Origin of the sequence: Serratia proteamaculans, assembly GCF_949794035.1 — a bacterium.
Classification (GTDB): Bacteria; Pseudomonadota; Gammaproteobacteria; order Enterobacterales; family Enterobacteriaceae; genus Serratia; species Serratia proteamaculans.
On the sequence record NZ_OX461105.1, the window covers coordinates 915,221 to 933,713 of the forward strand.

At 56.2% G+C, this 18,493-nt stretch carries 20 protein-coding genes; 17 read left to right on the forward strand and 3 right to left on the reverse strand.

Translation table 11 applies throughout. The annotated features are described in order from the left end of the window. Nucleotides 1–2 precede the first annotated feature (2 nt). From QOT07_RS04200 to dkgB, 15 genes are all read left to right on the forward strand, one after another. Nucleotides 3–263 (forward strand): phosphopantetheine-binding protein, encoded by a 261-nt coding sequence (locus tag QOT07_RS04200; RefSeq protein WP_017891685.1) that lies wholly within the window; start codon nt 3–5, stop codon nt 261–263. A 9-nt stretch (nt 264–272) separates the two neighbouring features. Beyond that, on the forward strand, nt 273–524 hold the full coding sequence (locus QOT07_RS04205; RefSeq protein ID WP_012005336.1) for an acyl carrier protein: 252 nt from the start codon (nt 273–275) through the stop codon (nt 522–524). 42 nt (nt 525–566) lie between these two features. After that, on the forward strand, nt 567–1,124 hold the full coding sequence (locus QOT07_RS04210) for a COG4648 family protein (RefSeq protein WP_283604293.1): 558 nt from the start codon (nt 567–569) through the stop codon (nt 1,122–1,124). Beyond that, nucleotides 1,091–2,464, forward strand: a complete 1,374-nt coding sequence (locus QOT07_RS04215; protein ID WP_283602605.1) for an AMP-binding protein — start codon at nt 1,091–1,093, stop codon at nt 2,462–2,464. The genes QOT07_RS04210 and QOT07_RS04215 overlap by 34 nt, the downstream gene beginning before the upstream one ends. Beyond that, nucleotides 2,461–2,805, forward strand: a complete 345-nt coding sequence (locus QOT07_RS04220; protein WP_283602606.1) for a 3-hydroxyacyl-ACP dehydratase FabZ family protein — start codon at nt 2,461–2,463, stop codon at nt 2,803–2,805. Before QOT07_RS04215 ends, QOT07_RS04220 begins: the two co-directional genes overlap by 4 nt. Then, nucleotides 2,796–4,514 (forward strand): glycosyltransferase family 2 protein, encoded by a 1,719-nt coding sequence (locus QOT07_RS04225; protein ID WP_283602607.1) that lies wholly within the window; start codon nt 2,796–2,798, stop codon nt 4,512–4,514. Before QOT07_RS04220 ends, QOT07_RS04225 begins: the two co-directional genes overlap by 10 nt. Further along, a complete protein-coding gene (locus QOT07_RS04230) occupies nt 4,511–4,939 on the forward strand; it encodes an acyl-CoA thioesterase (protein ID WP_099064977.1) in 429 nt (142 codons plus the stop codon). The genes QOT07_RS04225 and QOT07_RS04230 overlap by 4 nt, the downstream gene beginning before the upstream one ends. Next, the gene (locus QOT07_RS04235; RefSeq protein ID WP_283602608.1) at nt 4,936–5,541 is read left to right on the forward strand and encodes a LolA family protein; all 606 of its coding nucleotides are present in this window, start codon (nt 4,936–4,938) and stop codon (nt 5,539–5,541) included. The genes QOT07_RS04230 and QOT07_RS04235 overlap by 4 nt, the downstream gene beginning before the upstream one ends. Further along, a complete protein-coding gene (locus QOT07_RS04240; RefSeq protein ID WP_283602609.1) occupies nt 5,531–7,837 on the forward strand; it encodes an MMPL family transporter in 2,307 nt (768 codons plus the stop codon). The genes QOT07_RS04235 and QOT07_RS04240 overlap by 11 nt, the downstream gene beginning before the upstream one ends. Then, complete coding sequence (locus QOT07_RS04245; protein ID WP_099064974.1) at nt 7,837–8,409, forward strand: DUF3261 domain-containing protein; 573 nt, start codon at nt 7,837–7,839, stop codon at nt 8,407–8,409. The genes QOT07_RS04240 and QOT07_RS04245 overlap by 1 nt, the downstream gene beginning before the upstream one ends. Then, nucleotides 8,409–9,575, forward strand: coding sequence for a beta-ketoacyl-[acyl-carrier-protein] synthase family protein (locus QOT07_RS04250; protein ID WP_261415239.1), 1,167 nt, complete (start codon nt 8,409–8,411; stop codon nt 9,573–9,575). Before QOT07_RS04245 ends, QOT07_RS04250 begins: the two co-directional genes overlap by 1 nt. Further along, nucleotides 9,575–10,048, forward strand: a complete 474-nt coding sequence (locus QOT07_RS04255) for a hotdog family protein (protein WP_099064972.1) — start codon at nt 9,575–9,577, stop codon at nt 10,046–10,048. The genes QOT07_RS04250 and QOT07_RS04255 overlap by 1 nt, the downstream gene beginning before the upstream one ends. After that, nucleotides 10,045–10,776, forward strand: a complete 732-nt coding sequence (locus tag QOT07_RS04260) for a 3-ketoacyl-ACP reductase FabG2 (protein ID WP_207976445.1) — start codon at nt 10,045–10,047, stop codon at nt 10,774–10,776. Before QOT07_RS04255 ends, QOT07_RS04260 begins: the two co-directional genes overlap by 4 nt. After that, nucleotides 10,773–12,002, forward strand: coding sequence for a beta-ketoacyl-ACP synthase (locus QOT07_RS04265; protein ID WP_283602610.1), 1,230 nt, complete (start codon nt 10,773–10,775; stop codon nt 12,000–12,002). The genes QOT07_RS04260 and QOT07_RS04265 overlap by 4 nt, the downstream gene beginning before the upstream one ends. 141 nt (nt 12,003–12,143) lie before the next feature. Further along, nucleotides 12,144–12,947, forward strand: a complete 804-nt coding sequence (gene dkgB / locus QOT07_RS04270; RefSeq protein ID WP_261427501.1) for a 2,5-didehydrogluconate reductase DkgB — start codon at nt 12,144–12,146, stop codon at nt 12,945–12,947. A gap of 44 nt (nt 12,948–12,991) precedes the next feature. Here the strand turns inward: dkgB and yafC are convergent, their stop codons facing one another. Next, a complete protein-coding gene (gene yafC, locus QOT07_RS04275; protein ID WP_099064969.1) occupies nt 12,992–13,879 on the reverse strand; it encodes a DNA-binding transcriptional regulator YafC in 888 nt (295 codons plus the stop codon). Between the two features lie 106 nt (nt 13,880–13,985). Here yafC and QOT07_RS04280 point away from each other — a divergent pair, with 106 nt between their 5' ends. Both QOT07_RS04280 and QOT07_RS04285 read left to right on the forward strand, forming a co-directional pair. Next, on the forward strand, nt 13,986–15,161 hold the full coding sequence (locus QOT07_RS04280; protein WP_099064968.1) for an MFS transporter: 1,176 nt from the start codon (nt 13,986–13,988) through the stop codon (nt 15,159–15,161). 242 nt (nt 15,162–15,403) lie between these two features. Then, nucleotides 15,404–16,198, forward strand: coding sequence for an endonuclease/exonuclease/phosphatase family protein (locus QOT07_RS04285; protein WP_099064967.1), 795 nt, complete (start codon nt 15,404–15,406; stop codon nt 16,196–16,198). 76 nt (nt 16,199–16,274) lie between these two features. On the opposite strand, the gene mltD is transcribed toward QOT07_RS04285, so the two are convergent. Further along, nucleotides 16,275–17,663 (reverse strand): murein transglycosylase D, encoded by a 1,389-nt coding sequence (gene mltD, locus QOT07_RS04290; RefSeq protein ID WP_176979060.1) that lies wholly within the window; start codon nt 17,661–17,663, stop codon nt 16,275–16,277. A 71-nt stretch (nt 17,664–17,734) separates the two neighbouring features. Continuing rightward, a complete protein-coding gene (gene gloB, locus QOT07_RS04295; RefSeq protein ID WP_283602612.1) occupies nt 17,735–18,490 on the reverse strand; it encodes a hydroxyacylglutathione hydrolase in 756 nt (251 codons plus the stop codon). Nucleotides 18,491–18,493: the final 3 nt, after the last annotated feature.

The window sequence follows — 18,493 nt, forward strand, 5'->3', positions numbered from 1 at the left end:
GAATGAATTTATTGAGCACCGAAATCAAGCAATTGATCATTGATACGCTCAATCTTGAAGGTATGACACCGGAGGAGATTGACGCTGAGGCACCGCTGTTTGGTGATGGACTGGGTCTGGATTCCATTGATGCATTGGAATTGGGCCTGGCATTAAAGAACCGTTATGGCGTGGTGCTGTCGGCTGAAAGCCAGGATATGCGCCAACACTTTTATTCCGTGGAAACGCTGGCGAAGTTTGTTTCTGCACAGCGTAGCAAATAAGGGGTTTTCATGGATAAGCAAGAAATTTACCTGCAAATTCAGGCGCTGTTGGTCAAGCTGTTCGAGCTGGACGCGGATGACATTAAGCCGGAGTCCCGCTTATACGAAGAGCTTGAGCTGGACAGCATTGATGCGGTGGATCTGGTTGTGCACCTGCAGAAAACAACCGGCAAGAAGATCAAACCGGAAATGTTCAAGTCGGTGCGCACCGTGCAAGACGTGGTTGATGCCATCGATGAGCTGCTTAAGTCAGACAGTTAAGGCCGCAGTATAAAGGTGAACACTGCCCCTTGGCTGAGTTCGATGTTGCGGCTGTTGCAGGCCGTGACCTGGCTGGTGTTGCTGCTTTATCCACTGGCGGTTTGGGTTGGCTTGACTCGCTGGGGAACCACTGTCCTGGCGCCGCTGTTGGTGACGGTGTTTACCTTACGCTTGCTGGTGCTGCGCGGTAAACTTCGTCAGCAAATGTGGTTAGGCAAAGCCCTGGCTATTGTCGGTATCTTGCTGGCGCTGGCCAGTTGGGCGCTGAAGCAGAGCCATTGGTTGCTGTATTACCCGGTATGGGTCAACGCATTACTGCTGTCGCTGTTTGCATACTCGCTGTTTTCGCCACCCACGGTGGTTGAGCGGTTGGCGCGTATAACCGAGCCGCAGCTGGATGCCGCTGGCGTGGCTTACACTCGCCGGGTGACTCAGGTTTGGTGTGGGTTCTTTATTGTTAACGGCGCGATAGCGCTGGCAACCTGCCTGTCCGGTGATATTGCACTCTGGACGCTGTATAACGGCGGCATCAGCTATCTGCTGATGGGGGCATTAATGGGTATTGAATGGATAGTCAGGAAAAGGATCAGGCGCGCCTGAGTTTGCCGATGAGCCAATGGCTCAGCCCGGAGCGTGATGATGGGCTGCTTATTGCCTGGCGTGGCGCTCAGGCGTTCTATCTCGGTCAGTTTCGCCGTGACGTTGCCGCATTGGCTACAAAGCTGGCGGGCAGGCAAGAGCGTCGTTGGGCGCTGTGTTTTGATGATAGCTATCGCTTTGCCGTTGCGTTGTTGGCATCCTTGTATGCCGCCAGGGTGCCGGTGATTTTTGGCCACCAGCGCGAAGCCATCCTCAAAGAGCAGCGGGCAGATTACGATGCGTTGCTGACCGATATGCCTCTCGATCCCGGCGTGCCGGTGTTGTCGGTATCCGAGGGGGCCAACGCGGGTAGCGTACTGCCCGCCTGGCCTCAGGATCCTCGTTTTATTCTTTACACTTCCGGCTCTACGGGCCAGCCGCAGGCGGTGAATAAATCCGTTGCCTGTATGGACCATGAAAGCGAACTGCTGGCTGAAACCTGGCACGAGCCCTTGCAAGGTTGCTGCGTTATCGCGTCGGTGTCTCACCAGCATATGTATGGCCTGAGTTTTCGCCTGTTCCTGCCACTGGCTTTTGGCCTGCCGTTTGATGCGCAGTTAACGCAGTATCATGAACAGTTGATTGCCCGACACCAGGGCCGGCGTCTGGTTTTTGTCAGCAGCCCGGCGTGGCTTAAGCGTTTGGATAGCTGCCTGGCGCCGACCGAATGCGTTGAGGTATTTTCCGCCGGTGGCCCGCTATCTGGCGCCGAAGCCCAACTGTCGCAGCAGATGCTGGGCGGATTGCCGTTGGAAATATACGGCACGACGGAAACCGGCTCGCTGGCCTGGCGTAAGCAAGTTCGAGAGGCCGCACTGTGGCAGCTATTTGATGGCGTGACGCTAACGGTTAATGCAGACAGCAGTGTCAAGGTCGTGTCGCCACTGATCCCTGATAGCGGCGAACTGGTGTTGAGCGATATTATTCAGCTCGCCCCGGATGGCCGACAATTTCAATTAAACGGCCGCGCCGATCGTATTATCAAACTGGAAGAGAAACGCCTGTCGTTAAGCGAGATTGAGCGCCGGCTGACTTCGTTACCGGAGATCGCCGATGCCGCGGTGTTAACGCAGCAGCAAACAGGGCGCACGGTATTGGTAGCGGTGATCGTGTTGTCATCCTATGGCGAAACCCGCCGACAAAGCTTGTCCGAAGGGGCGTTAACCCGCGAACTGCATCAGGCGCTGCGGGGCTGGCTGGAGCCGGTGGCCCTGCCGCGCCGCTGGCGTATTATCGATGCCATTCCGCTGAATCCGCAGGGCAAGCGCGCCTATGCTGAACTACAGGAGCTGTTTTTATGATGCAACCTGAGGTGCTGCAACAGCAGGTGAGTGACGCCACCCATGCTAGCCTGCAGCTGCGTTTGCCCGCCGGGCTGTTTTGGTTTCACGGCCATTTCCCTGAACATCCGATCCTGCCGGGGGTCACGCAGTTGAACTGGGTGATGCAATATGCCCGGCAATTGCTGGCTATCGAGGCCGGGTTCAAAGGGATCGAAGTGATCAAATTTCAACAACCCCTGTTGCCGGAACAAACCGTACTGTTACAGCTTGAATGGCAGCCGGCGCGGCATAAACTGTTATTCAGCTACCGCGTGGGTGAAACGATCGCCAGCAGCGGTAAGATCTCATTATGTCAGTGAGCGCCCCCTTCACCCCCTGTCTCGTTATCCCTTGTTTCAATCACGGGCAGATGATGGCCGCGGTACTGAGTTCGTTAGCCGGTTATGGCCTGCCATGCCTGATCGTGGATGATGGTAGCGATATCGACACCGCCGGGGAACTCCAGCGGCTGGCTGCGGAGCTACCCTGGGTCAGGTTGCTGCGGCTGGAGAAAAACCAGGGGAAAGGGGCGGCGGTTATCGCCGGTCTGCAGTTGGCACAACGGCAGGGTTACAGCCACGCTTTACAGGTGGATGCCGACGGCCAGCATCAACTGAGTGATATCCCGGCCATGATCGACGAGGCGCGCGCTCATCCGGATTGTCTGATTTCCGGCCGACCCATTTACGACAGCTCGGTGCCAAAAGCTCGCCTGTATGGCCGCTATGTCACCCATGTCTGGGTATGGATAGAAACCCTGTCGCTGTCGTTGAAAGACAGCATGTGTGGTTTTCGCGTTTATCCGGTGGGACCGACGCTGGCGCTAACCACGCGCCATCCACTCGGCAAGCGCATGGATTTCGATACCGAAGTGATGGTCCGGCTGTACTGGCAGGGGGTCCCCAGCCGTTTTTTACCGACGCGGGTCACCTATCCGGCCGACGGCGTTTCTCATTTTGACGCGCTGCGCGATAATCTGCGTATCTCCTGGATGCATACGCGTTTGTTCTTTGGCATGTTGCCGCGTATTCCTCGCCTGCTGCGGCAACGCCAACGGTCGGCTAATTCACAACATTGGTCGGCGACCCAGGAGCGTCGTGGCCTGTGGGGCATCCGGCTGATGCTGCAGATCTACCGGCTGTTTGGCCGCCGGGTATTTCAATTATTGCTGTATCCGGTGATCGGTTATTTCTGGCTGACCGGGCGTCGCCAGCGCGAGGCATCGCGCGCTTACCTGCAGCGTCTGCGGCAGTTCGCCCAGAGTCGGCAGCAGCCGTTGCCTGCGCCGCTCAGCAGCTTCCATCACTTTATGCGTTTTGGCGAGGCGATGCTCGACAAGCTGGCGAGCTGGCGCGGGGAACTGAATGATATTCGGTTGGTGGATCGCGCTGGCTGTGAACGCCAGATAGCTTCCGGCAAAGGTACGCTGATCCTGGCTTCACACCTGGGGGATATCGAGTCCTGCCGTGCCCTGGGCGAGCTGGATTCCGGCGTAAAAGTGAATGCCCTGGTGTTTACCGAGCACGCCGAGCGCTTCAACCAGATGATGAAAGAAGTGAATCCGCGCGCCAATCTGAATTTGATCTCAGTGACGTCGCTGGGGCCGGAAACGGCCATGCGGCTGCAGGACAAGCTGGATGCCGGTGAATGGGTGGCGATCGTCGGCGATCGCACCTCTGCCGGTAAACATCAGCGAGGTGAGCAACCCCGCGTAGTATGGAGCCGTTTTCTCGGCCAACCAGCCCCTTTCCCGCAGGGACCCTTTGTCCTGGCTGCCGCACTGCGTTGCCCGGTATTTCTGATGTTCGGTCTCAAGCAGCAAGGGCGCCTGAACGTTTATTTTGAGCCGTTTGCCGATCCGCTGTTATTACCCCGTCAGCAGCGCCAGCAGGCGTTGCAAGACGCGGTGGATAGTTATGCCGCACGGCTGGAGCACTATTGCCTGTTGGCACCGCTCGACTGGTTTAATTTTTTCGATTTTTGGCAACTGGCGGCGCAGCCGTCAGCGCAACAGGGGCCTGAGACATGAAGCTAAAAGACGATCCGCGATTCTCCGTCAGTATTGAAATCGCTATCCCTTTCCATGATACCGATGCCATGGGCGTCGTGTGGCACGGCAACTACTTCCGTTATTTTGAGATCGCGCGCGAAGCGCTGCTCAAACAGTTCAGTTACGGTTATCGGCAGATGCAGGCTTCGGGCTATGTCTGGCCGATCGTGGATACGCGAGTGAAATACATCGCGCCGGTGCTGTTTGAACAGCGCATTATCGTTTGCGCCGAGCTGGAAGAATATGAAAACCGCCTGCGCATTGGCTACCGCATTCTGGATGCAGAGAGCGGCAAAACCACCACCCGCGGTCATACCATTCAGGTAGCGGTAGACGCTGACAGCAAAGAAATGTGTTTTGCCTCACCGCAGGTGCTGCTGGACAACATTGAGGGGGCGCAATGAAGTACGGGTTATGGGTTCTTATCGCCTTTTTCAGCCTGAGCGTCCAGGCGGTCACATTGCCGGAATTGCAACAGCGCTTTAGCCAGCAGCCGGTGTTGCGCGCCGAGTTTGAACAGCAGCGCAGCATCAGCGGCATGACGAAACCTTTGAGATCCAGCGGTGAGCTGCTGATTTCCCAGCAAAAAGGGCTTTGGTGGGCGCAACAGAAACCCTTCCCGCTGACCCTGCTGCTGGATGATAAGCGCATGGTACAAACCCTGGCAGGCCAGCCGCCGCAGGTGGTAACGGCGGACAACAATCCGCAAATGTTTCAGTTCAACCACCTGCTGACCGCGCTGTTTCACGCCGACAGCCAGGCGCTGGATCAAAATTTTGCTTTGCAGTTCAGCGAGTTGGGAAAAAACCAATGGCGACTGGTGCTGACACCCAAAACCACTCCTCTCGACAAGTTGTTCAAGCGAATTACCCTCAACGGTGCGCAATTCCTGGAAACCATTGATATCGATGATATGCAAAGTGATGCCACCCATATCCGCTTCTTTAACCAGCGTACGGCACCACAGACGCTGACCGCCGAGGAGCAACAGCGTTTTGCGTCCTGAATTGCACCGGCGGTTGGCGTTTGGCTGGCTGGCGATTTGCCTGCTGTTGCTGGCGGCTTTGTGCTGGCTGTTGCCGCGCAGCCAGATCAACAGCAGCGTATTGGCGTTATTACCGAAGCAGCAACTGGTGGGCGTGCCGGATGAGCTGGCCGAAGGTTTCAGCCGCCGGCTCGACCGCCAACTGATGTGGCTGGTCAGCCCGCCGCCGGGAGCAGATAGCGCTGCGGTGAACTGGTGGTGGCAACAATTACGCCAGATGCCGGAACTGCAGCAGGTTGGCGGGCCAATGGATGCGCAACGTCAGCAGCAGTGGGGGCGTTTTTTCTACCAGCACCGTAATGTGCTGCTGGACGATGCCACCCGGCAACGCTTGTTGCAGGGGGCGGATGCGCAAAGCCAGTGGATCCTTGGGCAACTCTATTCTGCTTTCGCCGGGGTTAGCGGCAAGGAGCTGGCTAACGATCCGCTGATGCTGGTGCGAGCCTCGCAGCTGGCACAGCAACAAAACGGTGGCTTGCTGAGCCTGTCCAATGGCTGGCTGGTGGCGCGTGATGCACAGGGTCGCAGTTGGTATCTGCTGCACGCTGAATTAAGTGCCTCTTCTTATGACATCAGCAGTGCCCGGCGCACGGTGGATAAACTTACGGCATTGCAGCAACAACTGCAGCAGCGCTGGCCGGGCGCAGAGGTGCTGAACCGCGGTACGCTGTATTACAGCAATTACGCCAGCCAACAGGCCGAACGGGATATTTCCACTATTGGCCTGGCGTCGGTGGTGGGGGTGTTTGTATTGGTGCTGTTGATGTTCCGTTCACCGTTGCCGCTGTTGCTGTGCGGGCTATCGGTGGGGATAGGCGCCTTGGCGGGCACCGTCGCCACGCTGTTGGTCTTTGGCGAAATACATTTGATGACGCTGGTGTTGAGCATCAGCATCGTCGGCATTTCGGCCGATTACACGCTCTATTTCCTGACCGAACGTATGGTGCATGGTGAGCAATCGACACCGTTGGCCAGTTTACAAAAGCTGTTGCCGGCGCTGTCGATGGCTTTGCTGACTACGGTGGTGGCTTATCTGGCGCTGTTGATTGCGCCGTTCCCGGGTTTGCAGCAGTTGGCGGTGTTTGCCGCTGCCGGGCTCAGCGCTGCCTGTCTTACCGTGATTTGCTGGTATCCCCGGTTGTCGCGTCGGCTGCCGGTGCGGCCGGCGCCGGGTTTGCCGCTTATCCTGCGTTGGCTGCATGCCTGGCGACATCGTCCCTTACTGCGCTATGGGTTGCCCGCAGCGGTATTGTTGCTGGTGGTGGCCGGTTTCAGCCAGTTGAAGGTCGACGACGATATTGGCCAATTGCAGGCGTTACCCACGGCGTTACAGCAACAGGAACAACGCATTGCGGCATTGACGGGTCAGCATAACGATCAGAAATGGCTGGTGGTCTACGGCGAAAATGCCGAACAGTTGTTGCAGCGCATCGAGTTGCTGCAGCCCAAGCTGGCGCAGGCAAAACGGCAGGGCGTGCTGGCGGATTATCGTCTGTTACCTCTGCCTTCACTCCAGCGCCAGCAGCAGAACATCGCTCTGTTGCAGCGGGTGGCACCGCAGGTGATGAAGCAATTACAGCAGGCGGACCTGACCCTGAAAGCCCCTGACTTGACCGCTGAATGGGTGAAACCGGATCAGTGGCTGGGTAGCGTGGTCAGCGAGGGTTGGCGACTGCTATGGCTGACGCTGCCCGATGGGCGCAGTGCAGCGCTGGTACCGGTCAACGGGGTGCAGAACAGCGCGGCGATGCAGGCATTGGCTGAACAGGTGCCGGGCACCGGTTGGATCGACCGTAAAACCGAATTCAGTGAACTCTTTGGCCAGTACCGGCTGTATCTTTCCTATCTGCTGATGCTGTCAGTGGCGGCGATCGCGCTGATTTATCTGTGGCGTTTTGGCCTGCGTCATGGCTTGCGTTGCATGGTGCCGACGCTGTTGTCGCTGGGCAGCGGTATTGCGGTATTGGCGTTGAGCGGCCATACGCTGAACCTGTTCTCGCTGCTGGCGTTGGTGCTGGTATTGGGGATCGGCATCAATTATACGCTGTTCTTTACCAATCCCCGGGGGACGCCGACTACCTCGATGTTTGCCATCTTTATGGCGGTATTCACCACACAATTGACCTTTGGCATGCTGGTGCTGAGCCATACTCAGGCCATCAGCAGTTTTGGCATTGTATTGAGCAGCGGCATCGCCGTCGCCTTTCTGTTAGCGCCGCTGACGTTAGCAACAAAAAGAAAAAGAGGAAAAGCCTGATGCGTGGCTTACGAATGATGCTGTTAACGCTGGTCGCGGTGCTGGCCGGTTGTGCCGGTTCGCAGGATCCAACCCTGCCGCAGGCGTGGCTGAAACCCGGTACACGGGTGACATTACCCGCACCGACGCTGGCGCAGCCGTTCAGCCAGCAGCAACTGCTGACCGCCGAAGTGAAAGGGCAGCAGCATTCGATGCTGGTATTGCTCAATGCCGACGGCCAGCGCTTGCAATTGGTTGGCATGTCGCCGCTCGGTATCCGGCTGTTCAACCTGACCTACGATCGTCAGGGGATCCATACCGAACAGTTGATTAAAGTGGGCGAATTGCCGCCCGCCAGCCAGGTGTTGGCCGACATCATGCTGAGCTATTGGCCGTTGGCGGACTGGCAACCTTTGCTGCCTGCCGGGTGGCGGCTGGAAGATCAACCGCAGGTGCGGCGTCTGTATGACGATCGTGGGACGATCATCAGTGAAATCCGTTATCAGCAGGGGGACGGGCGGCGTGAACCGCAGTCTATCACCCAATCCGCTTTCCATTACCGCATCACCATTCAGAACCTGGGGAGCGAATAATGATCTACTTCTCCGCCGTAGGGATGGTGAATGCGTTGGGTAACAGTTTGCCGCAGATAGCGGAAAATCTGGCGAGTGGCGTGTCGCCCGGCATGCAGCAGCAGACGCAGTGGCTGCTCGGGGGCGCGCCATCCTGGTTCGGAAATGTACAGGGCGAACTGCCTGCCATTCCTGAGCCCCTCAAAAAGCATAACTCTCGCAACAACCGCCTGCTGCTGGCAGCATTGGCGCAGATCGCCACGCCAGTGCGCGAGGCTATTGCCCGCTACGGCGCGGATCGTGTTGCGGTGATTATGGGCACCAGTACCTCCGGCATCCACGAAGGTGAGCTGGCGCTGCAACAGTATCAGGCGGGGCAGTGGCCGCAGGGTTATGATTATCAGCAGCAGGAGTTGGGCGATCCGGGCCTGTTTCTCAGCGCGTTTCTTGCTACCCGTGGCCCGGCTTATACCCTGTCTACCGCCTGTTCCTCCAGTGCGCGTGCCATTATCAGCGGTAAACGCCTGATTGAGGCCGGGCTGGTGGACGCGGCGATTGTTGGCGGTGCCGACAGCCTGTGCCAAATGCCGATTAACGGTTTCCACAGCCTGGAGTCACTGTCAGCGGAACGCTGTACGCCGTTCGCCACTGGGCGTAGTGGCATTAATATCGGTGAGGCGGCAGCGTTGATGTTGTTAACGCGGGAACCGGCACCGGTCGCACTGTTGGGCGTCGGTGAATCTTCCGATGCCTGGCATATGTCGGCACCGCATCCTGCCGGTGAAGGAGCCGAACGGGCCATCGGCATGGCGCTGCGGCAAGCCGGTCTGAACGCCGGGCAAATTGGTTATATTAATCTGCACGGTACCGCTACACGGCTTAACGATCAGGTTGAAGCGCAGGTGGTCAATCGCCTGTTCGGTAGCCAGACGCCGTGCAGTTCTACCAAGCATCTTACCGGCCACACGTTGGGTGCTGCCGGTGCGGTCGAGGCGGCGTTGAGCTGGCTGTTGCTGACTCAGCCGTTGCCGCTGCCGCAGCAAGATTTCAGTCGCGTGCCGCGTGATGCCGAATTGGCACCGATAGGCTTGGTTTACCAACCACAACCGCTGCGCCAGCGTGCGATTTTGTCCAATTCATTTGCCTTCGGCGGTAACAATGCTTGTCTGCTGTTGGGAGAAGCCTGATGAATCACTATCACACTGCCGAATACTATTTGCCTCATGCATCACCAATGGTGCTGTTGGAACAGGTGCTTGAAGTAGGTGAAGAGCATGCCCGCTGTGCCGTTACGGTCAGTGCCGACGGCGTGCTGGCGCCATTTCTTGACGCGCAAGGCGCACTGCCGGGCTGGTATGGCATTGAGCTGATGGCACAGGCGATTGGCGTCTGGAGTGGCTGGCATGGCCGTCAGAGCGCCCAGCCGCCGCAATTGGGCATGTTGCTGGGCGGACGTGCGATTCACTGCGAGTTACCGATCTTTCCTGCCGGCAGTAAACTGTTGGTTAGCGTGCAGCAACTGTTGAAAGACGAAAAGTTAGCCAGTTTTGAGTGTGAAATCAGTATCGATAATGTGCGCATCGCACAGGGCAGGCTGAATACTTACCAGCCTGATCAACAAGAAATCATTCAATTGACGACCTTAAGGGGAGACGCATGATGCGTTCCGTTTTAGTCACCGGCGCCAGTAAAGGGATCGGTCAGGCCATCGCCTGCCGCCTGGCTGCCGATGGCTTTTTGATGGTAGTTCACTACCACAGCGATAAGACCGGGGCAGAACAGACACTGCAGCAAATTACCAACGCCGGTGGGCAAGGGCGGTTGCTTCAGTTTGATATCAGCAACCGCAGCCAGTGCCGTGAGGTGCTGGAGCAGGATATTGAAACCCACGGCGCCTATTATGGCGTGGTGAACAATGCGGGCATTACCCGCGATGGTGCTTTCCCTGCGCTGAGTGAGGACGACTGGGATGGTGTGATCCATACCAATCTCGACAGCTTCTACAACGTACTGCACCCCTGCGTGATGCCGATGATTGGCCTGCGTAAGGGCGGGCGGATTATCGCGCTGTCGTCGGTTTCCGGCGTGATGGGTAACCGTGGGCAGGTCAACTACAGTGCGGCCAAGGCCGGGGTGATCGGTGCCTGCAAGGCGCTGGCAATCGAGCTGGCGAAACGCAAAATCACCGTTAACTGCATCGCGCCTGGCCTGATTGATACCGGCATGATCGACATGGAGCCGGCGGCGCTGGATGAAGCGATGCGCGTTATCCCGCTTAAACGCATGGGCTCGGCGGAAGAGGTGGCCGGGCTGGCCAGCTATCTGATGTCGGATATTGCCGGCTATGTGACGCGGCAGGTCATTTCCATTAACGGAGGAATGGTATGACGCAACGAGTGGTAGTAACCGGCATGGCAGGTGTGACAGCGTTCGGCAATAACTGGGCGGATGTCTCCAGCCGGCTGAAGCAGGGCCAGAATGCGGTGCGTTACATGACGCAATGGGAAGAATATCAGGGGCTGAATACCCACCTTGGCGCACCGATCGAGAATTTTGTATTGCCGGAGCACTATACCCGCAAGCGTATTCGTTCGATGGGCCGGGTTTCGCTGCTGGCCACGCGGGCAACCGAACTGGCACTTGAGCAGGCTGGGCTGCTGGGTGAGGCGGTACTGACCAACGGTGAGACCGGTATCGCTTACGGCTCATCGACCGGCAGCACCAAGCCGGTCAGCGAGTTCGCCACCATGCTGACCGAGAAGCACACCGGCAATATTACCGGTACCACCTATGTGCAGATGATGCCCCACACCGCGGCGGTGAATACCGGCCTGTTCTTTGGCCTGCGCGGCCGGGTGATCCCGACCTCCAGCGCCTGCACCTCAGGCAGTCAGGCCATTGGCTACGCCTACGAGAGCATTCGCCATGGGTATCAGACGGTGATGGTGGCGGGCGGAGCCGAAGAGCTGTGTCCTTCGGAGGCGGCGGTGTTCGACACGCTGTTCGCCACCAGCCAGCAGAACGATCACCCGGCGCTTTCGCCACGCCCGTTTGACCGTCAACGTGACGGGTTGGTGATTGGTGAAGGGGCGGGGACGCTGATTTTGGAGTCACTGGATCATGCGCTGGCGCGCGGTGCTACCATTTACGGCGAGATTGTCGGCTTTGCCACCAACTGCGATGCCGCGCATATTACCCAGCCGCAGCAGGAAACCATGCAGATCTGTATGCAGCAGGCACTGAAGGCCTCCGGGCTGGCGATCGGTGATATTGGTTATATTAGCGCTCACGGCACGGCGACCGATCGTGGTGATATCGCAGAAAGTCAGGCAACGGCGGCGATTTTTGGCAATAGCACGCCGATCTCCTCGTTGAAAAGCTACTTTGGCCATACGCTGGGTGCTTGCGGTGCATTGGAAGCCTGGATGGCGCTGGAGATGATGCGTGAAGGCAGCTTTGCGCCGACCATCAACCTCAGCGAACCGGACAGCGCCTGCGGCGATCTGGATTACATCATGGGCGGCTATCGCCAGATTGATACCGAGTTTGTGCAGTCGAACAACTTTGCGTTTGGCGGTATCAATACCTCGCTGATCCTGCGCCGCTGGGCGTAATCTTGCCTTGCCGGGGTGCTTACCCCGGCAATTGTTGTATTTTAATCAAAAGTCTTATGCACAATAGGGCGTTTTTGATCAACAAAACAGTTGCCATAATCCTCCCATATCGCTTCAACATCCTAATGAGAGAATAAAATTATGAGCATCCCTGCATTTGGTTTAGGTACCTTCCGTCTTCAGGACCAGGTCGTTATCGACTCGGTTAGCACCGCGCTGGCACTGGGGTATCGCGTCATTGATACCGCACAGATCTATGAAAACGAAGCGGCAGTGGGCCAGGCGATCGCCGCCAGCGGTATCCCGCGTGAAGAGCTGTTCATCACCACCAAGATTTGGATCGCCAACCTGGCGAAGGGCAAGTTGATCCCAAGCCTGCAAGAGAGCCTGAGCAAACTGCAAACCAGTTATGTTGATCTGACTCTGATCCACTGGCCGTCGCCGAATGACGAAGTCTCTGTCGCGGAGTTTATGGCTGAGTTGGCGGAAGCCAAAAAGCTGGGCCTGACCCGTCAGATTGGCGTGTCCAACTTCACTCTGGATCTGATGCAGCAGGCGATTGATGCGGTAGGCGCGGACCAGATCGCCACTAACCAGATCGAGCTGTCGCCGTATTTACAGAACCGCAAGGTGGTGGAGTTTGCCCAGCAGCACGGCATTGCCATCACCTCCTACATGACGCTGGCCTATGGCCAGGCGCTGCAGGATGAGACCATCAAAGCTATCGCGACAAGCCGCAACGCCACTCCGGCACAGGTTATCCTGGCCTGGGCGCTGCAATTGGGTTACACGGTGATCCCATCATCGACCAAACGTGAAAACCTGGCGAGCAACCTGTTGGCGCAGCAACTGACGCTGACTGCCGAGGAAATGGCGGCAATCGCCAGCCTGGAAAACAATGGCCGTCTGGTCAGCCCGGAAGGCCTGGCACCGAACTGGGATTGATTCTCTAGCATCTATACATCAGGGCGCCCAAACGGGCGCCTTTTTTATGGTGCCAAACGCTCACTGATAAAATCGATAAAGCTGCGCAGGCGGTTGCTGACTGCACTGTCGCTGTAATACACGGCATTGATCGGCATTGCTACCGGCAGGGTTTCAGCAACCAAAATCGGGACCAAATCGCCGCTATTGATATCTGCATCAATCATAAAATTCGACAGGCAGGCAATACCGTTGCCGTGCAGGCACAGGTGACGCTGGGTTTCACCACTGTTGGTGGTCAGGCCCGGGGTTATTTCCAATTGGCGGCCGTCGGCGCAGGCCAACGGCCAGCGGTTCAGACTGGGCAGGTCGTTAAAACCAATGCAGCAGTGCTGCTCTAATTCTTCTACCGTCTGTGGCGTGCCGTACTGCGCCAAATAGCGGGGGGAGGCGAGAACGCGCCGATAGCTGGTCATCAGCTTGCGTGCCTTCAGGCTGGAGTCGGTCAACTCACCGACGCGGATGGCAATATCTACCTTACGCTCGATCAGATTGATAAAGTTCTCCGATGACACCAGCGACAGCGTCATCTCCGGGTAGAGCGTCCGAAACTCCGCCACCAGCGGCGTCAATACATGCAGTACTACCGGTGTCGCGGCATCGACGCGTAACAGCCCTTGCGGACGCTGACGGCTTTCCATCAGCGCATTCTCCGCCGCCGCCATATCACTCAGTACCTTCTGCACCTGACGGAAATAGTTCTCCCCTTCCTGCGTCAGGCTGATCTGGCGTGTCGTGCGGTTAAGCAACGTCACGCCCAGCTTGGTTTCCAGCTTCTTGACCGTACGGCTGACTACCGAATTCGCCTGAGCAAGCTGTTCTGCCGCCCGGCTGAAGCTGCCGCTTTCTACCACGGTGACGAAGGTGATGAGTTCATCGGAGTTCGCTTTCACTATTGCTCCTTTGGCAAAATTAATTTGATATTTTGAGCATTTTTATCATTTAAGCATAGGCCGATAATAGCCGTCATCAACCTGAACGCTATTTGGAGTAAAAAAGATGCCTCTCGCATTACTTGCATTGACCATCAGTGCCTTTGCTATCGGTACGACGGAATTTGTGATTGTCGGACTGATCCCGACGATTGCAGAGCAGTTAGGGGTAACTGTGCCGTCCGCCGGGCTGCTGGTGACTATTTATGCTATCGGCGTGGCCATTGGCGCGCCGGTGCTGACGGCGTTAACCGGCCGTGTGCCGCGCAAGCTGCTGCTGATCAGCCTGATGGTGCTGTTCACCCTCGGTAACCTGTTGGCCTGGCAGTCGCCAGGCTATGAGTCGCTGGTGATAGCTCGTCTGCTGACCGGTCTGGCCCATGGGGTGTTCTTCTCAATCGGTTCTACCATTGCTACCAGCCTGGTCGCGAAAGAGAAAGCCGCCTCGGCGATCGCCATCATGTTTGGCGGCCTGACCGTGGCGCTGGTGACTGGGGTACCCTTGGGGACCTTTATCGGCCAGCACTTTGGCTGGCGTGAAACCTTCCTGGCAGTATCACTGATTGGCGTAATAGCCACCGTGGCCAGCGCTATTTTGGTGCCAAACAACATTAAAAATCAGGCCAGTGCCAGCATTAAGGACCAGTTTAAAGTGCTGACGCATCCTCGCCTGTTGCTGATTTACGCCATTACTGCACTGGGTTACGGTGGTGTGTTCACTACCTTCACCTTCCTGGCGCCGATGATGCAGGAGCTGGCGGGCTTCTCCGCTCCGGCAGTCAGTTGGATCCTGCTGGCCTACGGTATTGCGGTGGCGATTGGTAACATTTGGGGCGGAAAACTGGCGGATCGTCACGGTGCCGTGCGCGCATTGAGCTTTATTTTCGCCGCTCTGGCCGTTCTGTTGCTGGTGTTCCAGTTCACTGCCAGCCACAGCATTGCCGCGTTGCTGACGGTGATCGTCATGGGGGTGTTTGCCTTTGGTAACGTTCCGGGTCTGCAGGTGTATGTGGTACAAAAAGCCGAGCAGTACACGCCAAACGCGGTGGATGTGGCTTCCGGCCTGAACATTGCGGCCTTTAACGTGGGTATTGCCCTTGGCTCCGTGATTGGTGGCCAAACCGTGGCGACCTTGGGTCTGGCACAAACACCGTGGATAGGTGCGTTGATTGTGCTGGTGGCGCTGTTACTGGTGGGGGTCAGCGGCCGGCTGGATAAGAAGTACCGGCAGCAATTGGCCTGAACCTCATAGTTTTTTCTTCACTGGCCCGCATTTTGCGGGCCTTTTCGCATTTATGACACGCCGCCGCTAACCTTTACACACATATACTGTCAGAAGATTGAAATCCCTGTATCACGCCCCTATAACTGAAAGGGTATAACCCCTAAAAGCCATGCCGTCAGCCGAGGGCAGGCGTATAATCAATTCATTGTTGGTGGGAATGTCACCGCCAGTTTCATCCTAATGGGAAATAGGCGAATAGCGTGCCGAAACGAACTTATGCAATGAGGTATGTTGCAGGCCAGCCAGTTGAGCGAATTTTCCCTGGCGCCATCGACCAAGCGCTGCCGCCCGGGGCTGCATTGCCCACGTCCGGCGCGTTACGGGTCATGGTGTGGAATATCTTTAAACAGCAGCGGGCCGACTGGCTTTCGGTGCTGAAAAGCTATGGCAAGGATGCGCAACTGGTGCTGTTGCAGGAAGCGCAAACCACGCCTGAACTGGTGAGCTTTGCTACGTCAAACTATCTGGCAGCCGATCAGGTGCCGGCATTTGTGTTGCCGCAGCATCCTTCCGGCGTAATGACGCTGGCGGCGGCGCATCCGGTCTATTGTTGTCCGCTACGTGAACGTGAGCCTTTGCTGCGATTGGCCAAGTCGGCGTTGATCACCGTCTACCCGTTGTTTAACGGCCAGTTATTGATGGTAGTGAATATTCATGCGGTGAATTTCAGCCTGGGCGTGGACGTTTACAGTAAGCAACTGGGGCCGATTGGTGAGCAGATTGCCCATCACCATGGGCCGGTGATCATGGCCGGGGATTTTAATGCCTGGAGCCGTAAACGAATTAATGCGCTCTATCAGTTCGCCAGTGATATGGCGCTGCGTGAGGTGAATTTCACCGATGATCACCGTCGCAAGGCTTTTGGTCGCCCACTGGATTTTGTGTTTTATCGCAACATGGGGGTGGCAGAGGCTTCGGTTCTGGTGACCAGCGCGTCGGATCATAATCCGCTGTTGGTGGAGTTTCATCCAGAGGCCGACAAACCGCACTGGTAATGTTCACCCCTGTATTCAGGACGGGTCACAGACAATAAAAAAGCACCCCGAAGGGTGCTTTTTTTGTGCCGAAAATTTAGGTATCCGGCGACGTTTTATCGCTGACAAACAAGGTCAATTTCAGACCCGGTTGCAGGCTGCTGTTAGCCTTGGCAAGCGTTGAGTTCCAACGCATCACGTCGTTAATATCGACGCCGTGACGACGTGCAATACTGGCAAGCGAATCACCTTTACGAACCTGATAGGTGATACTGCTGTTACTGCCGGTGTTGCTGGCCACTTGCAGGGTTTGCCCAACTTTCAGCGTGCTCTTGGCACGTAAATTGTTCCAACTCTGCAAATCGCTGGACTTGATATTCAACCGCTTGGCAATGCCCGATACCGTATCGCCGGAGCGCACTTTATACGAGCTGCCACCAGTCAAACCGCTGTTCTTCGCCAACTGGGTAGTTGGTTGAGTCACTGCGATCTGGCCATCGGCCAACGAGTCTTTCAGCTGATCGGCATGACCTTTGGGAACCATAATGTAATGGGGCCCGTTGGGTGCCGTAACGCCTTTTTTGTAGCCTGGGTTGTAAGCTTTCATCTTGGTCAGTGAAAGCCCAGCCATCTCAGCCGCCTGAGTTAACTGTATTTGCTGCCCAACATCAATACGCGCCAGTGCACGGGTGTTATCAGTCTTAGGCAGATTGATACCGTACTTCTTGCTGTTTTTAATGATGTCGCTCAGCGCCAGCATTTTCGGGACATAAATTGACGTTTCACGTGGAAGCGACAATGCCCAGAAATTGGTTGGCTTACCCTGGCGTTTATTCGCCTTAACCGCCTGCATGACACGGCCTTCACCACTGTTATAAGCAGCAATGGTCAGTAACCAGTCACCCTTAAACATGCGGTTCAAATACTGCATCATATCAAGCGCAGCAGTTGTCGAGGCCACGACATCGCGTCGCCCGTCATACCACTGATTGTTTTTCAAACCATAATTCCGACCCGTTTGCGGCACGATTTGCCATAGCCCTGCGGCGTTGGCACTTGACGTGGCGTGGGGGTCAAAAGCGCTCTCCACTATGGGTAGCAGTACCAGTTCCATCGGCATATTGCGTTTCTTAATCTGCCCGACTATCCAGTACATGTACGGCTCTGCCCGTAATGTTACATCGTGGAGATAGCTCTTACTTTTTAGGTACTTTCTTTTTTGATCACGGATCCGGGAATTTTCCGGAACCTCCATCTTCAGCTCGTCGCTAATGAAGTTCCACAGGTTCTGTTGCGCGGCACCACTATTGTTATCTAGCCACCGCGCCGAGCTCGCTCGACCATTCGCTGTGTACTCTCCTGCTTCACCTTCTTGACCTGCCGAAGACAAACTCTGTGCATGCTGTTCTGGGGCCGGTGCGTCCTGCCTGGACGACTGGCACCCCACTAGCAAGACTGAGGCGAGAAATATCGCTTTAGCCTTCATGTGTGTGTCAATATAGTTGCTTAAAAGACGAGCAATCATACTTTGCTTCGCCAAACAACACAACTAAAAGCTCAGAAGTTGTCTTTTCGCAGGCGTAATTCGGAAAAAACTGAATGAAGGTGATTTGGTGGCGTATGAAAGCCTAATTTCTTTTGTAAATCAGTGTCATGGCAGCGTAAAAATAGGTTAATTTTACGCTCTAATTGTAGCAGAGTAGGGATGCTGGGTTGGCCTTTTGCCCGTAACGCCTCGACTTGTTGCTGATATGTTTCAATCTGTCGATCTTCCGGCAAAATAGCCCGTGCAAACTTAAGATTTGAAAGCGTATATTCATGCGCGCAACAAACTAACGTGTTATCGGGAAGTTGCGCGAGCTGTTGAAATGAGTCGTACATTTGCTCGGCGGTCCCTTCGAAAAGCCTGCCGCAGCCGGCAGAGAAAATAGTGTCTCCGCAGAACAGATAAGGTGCGCTATAGAAAGCCACATGACCCAATGTATGTCCGGGAACCGCGATGGTGGCGAATTTTTGTCCGTTAATTTCGATGGTGTCGCCGTCATGAACGATGTGGTTAGCACCTTTGTCGGCGGTTTCCTGTGGGCCATAGACTTTCAGCCCGGGATAGCGCGCTGCAATTTGTGCAACGCCGCCAACGTGATCGTGGTGATGGTGGGTCAGCAGGATCGCATCAGGCGTCAGGTTCAGGCGATCCAGCGCTGCCAACACCGGCTGCGCCTCGCCGGGATCGACGATAGTGCAATGCCCCTGCTGGTCATCCAATAACCAAATGTAATTGTCCTGGAAGGCGGGAATACTGATAAGATTCATGTT

Excerpts from the sequence above, each read along its gene's own strand:
- QOT07_RS04200 (WP_017891685.1), top strand. The coding sequence starts at position 3 with ATGAATTTATTGAGCACCGAAATCAAGCAATTGATCATTGATACGCTC.
- QOT07_RS04205 (WP_012005336.1), top strand. The coding sequence starts at position 273 with ATGGATAAGCAAGAAATTTACCTGCAAATTCAGGCGCTGTTGGTCAAG.
- QOT07_RS04210 (WP_283604293.1), top strand. The coding sequence starts at position 567 with ATGTTGCGGCTGTTGCAGGCCGTGACCTGGCTGGTGTTGCTGCTTTAT.
- QOT07_RS04215 (WP_283602605.1), top strand. The coding sequence starts at position 1,091 with ATGGATAGTCAGGAAAAGGATCAGGCGCGCCTGAGTTTGCCGATGAGC.
- QOT07_RS04220 (WP_283602606.1), top strand. The coding sequence starts at position 2,461 with ATGATGCAACCTGAGGTGCTGCAACAGCAGGTGAGTGACGCCACCCAT.
- QOT07_RS04225 (WP_283602607.1), top strand. The coding sequence starts at position 2,796 with ATGTCAGTGAGCGCCCCCTTCACCCCCTGTCTCGTTATCCCTTGTTTC.
- QOT07_RS04230 (WP_099064977.1), top strand. The coding sequence starts at position 4,511 with ATGAAGCTAAAAGACGATCCGCGATTCTCCGTCAGTATTGAAATCGCT.
- QOT07_RS04235 (WP_283602608.1), top strand. The coding sequence starts at position 4,936 with ATGAAGTACGGGTTATGGGTTCTTATCGCCTTTTTCAGCCTGAGCGTC.
- QOT07_RS04245 (WP_099064974.1), top strand. The coding sequence starts at position 7,837 with ATGCGTGGCTTACGAATGATGCTGTTAACGCTGGTCGCGGTGCTGGCC.
- QOT07_RS04250 (WP_261415239.1), top strand. The coding sequence starts at position 8,409 with ATGATCTACTTCTCCGCCGTAGGGATGGTGAATGCGTTGGGTAACAGT.
- QOT07_RS04255 (WP_099064972.1), top strand. The coding sequence starts at position 9,575 with ATGAATCACTATCACACTGCCGAATACTATTTGCCTCATGCATCACCA.
- QOT07_RS04260 (WP_207976445.1), top strand. The coding sequence starts at position 10,045 with ATGATGCGTTCCGTTTTAGTCACCGGCGCCAGTAAAGGGATCGGTCAG.
- QOT07_RS04265 (WP_283602610.1), top strand. The coding sequence starts at position 10,773 with ATGACGCAACGAGTGGTAGTAACCGGCATGGCAGGTGTGACAGCGTTC.
- dkgB (WP_261427501.1), top strand. The coding sequence starts at position 12,144 with ATGAGCATCCCTGCATTTGGTTTAGGTACCTTCCGTCTTCAGGACCAG.
- QOT07_RS04280 (WP_099064968.1), top strand. The coding sequence starts at position 13,986 with ATGCCTCTCGCATTACTTGCATTGACCATCAGTGCCTTTGCTATCGGT.
- mltD (WP_176979060.1), bottom strand. The coding sequence starts at position 17,663 with ATGAAGGCTAAAGCGATATTTCTCGCCTCAGTCTTGCTAGTGGGGTGC.
- gloB (WP_283602612.1), bottom strand. The coding sequence starts at position 18,490 with ATGAATCTTATCAGTATTCCCGCCTTCCAGGACAATTACATTTGGTTA.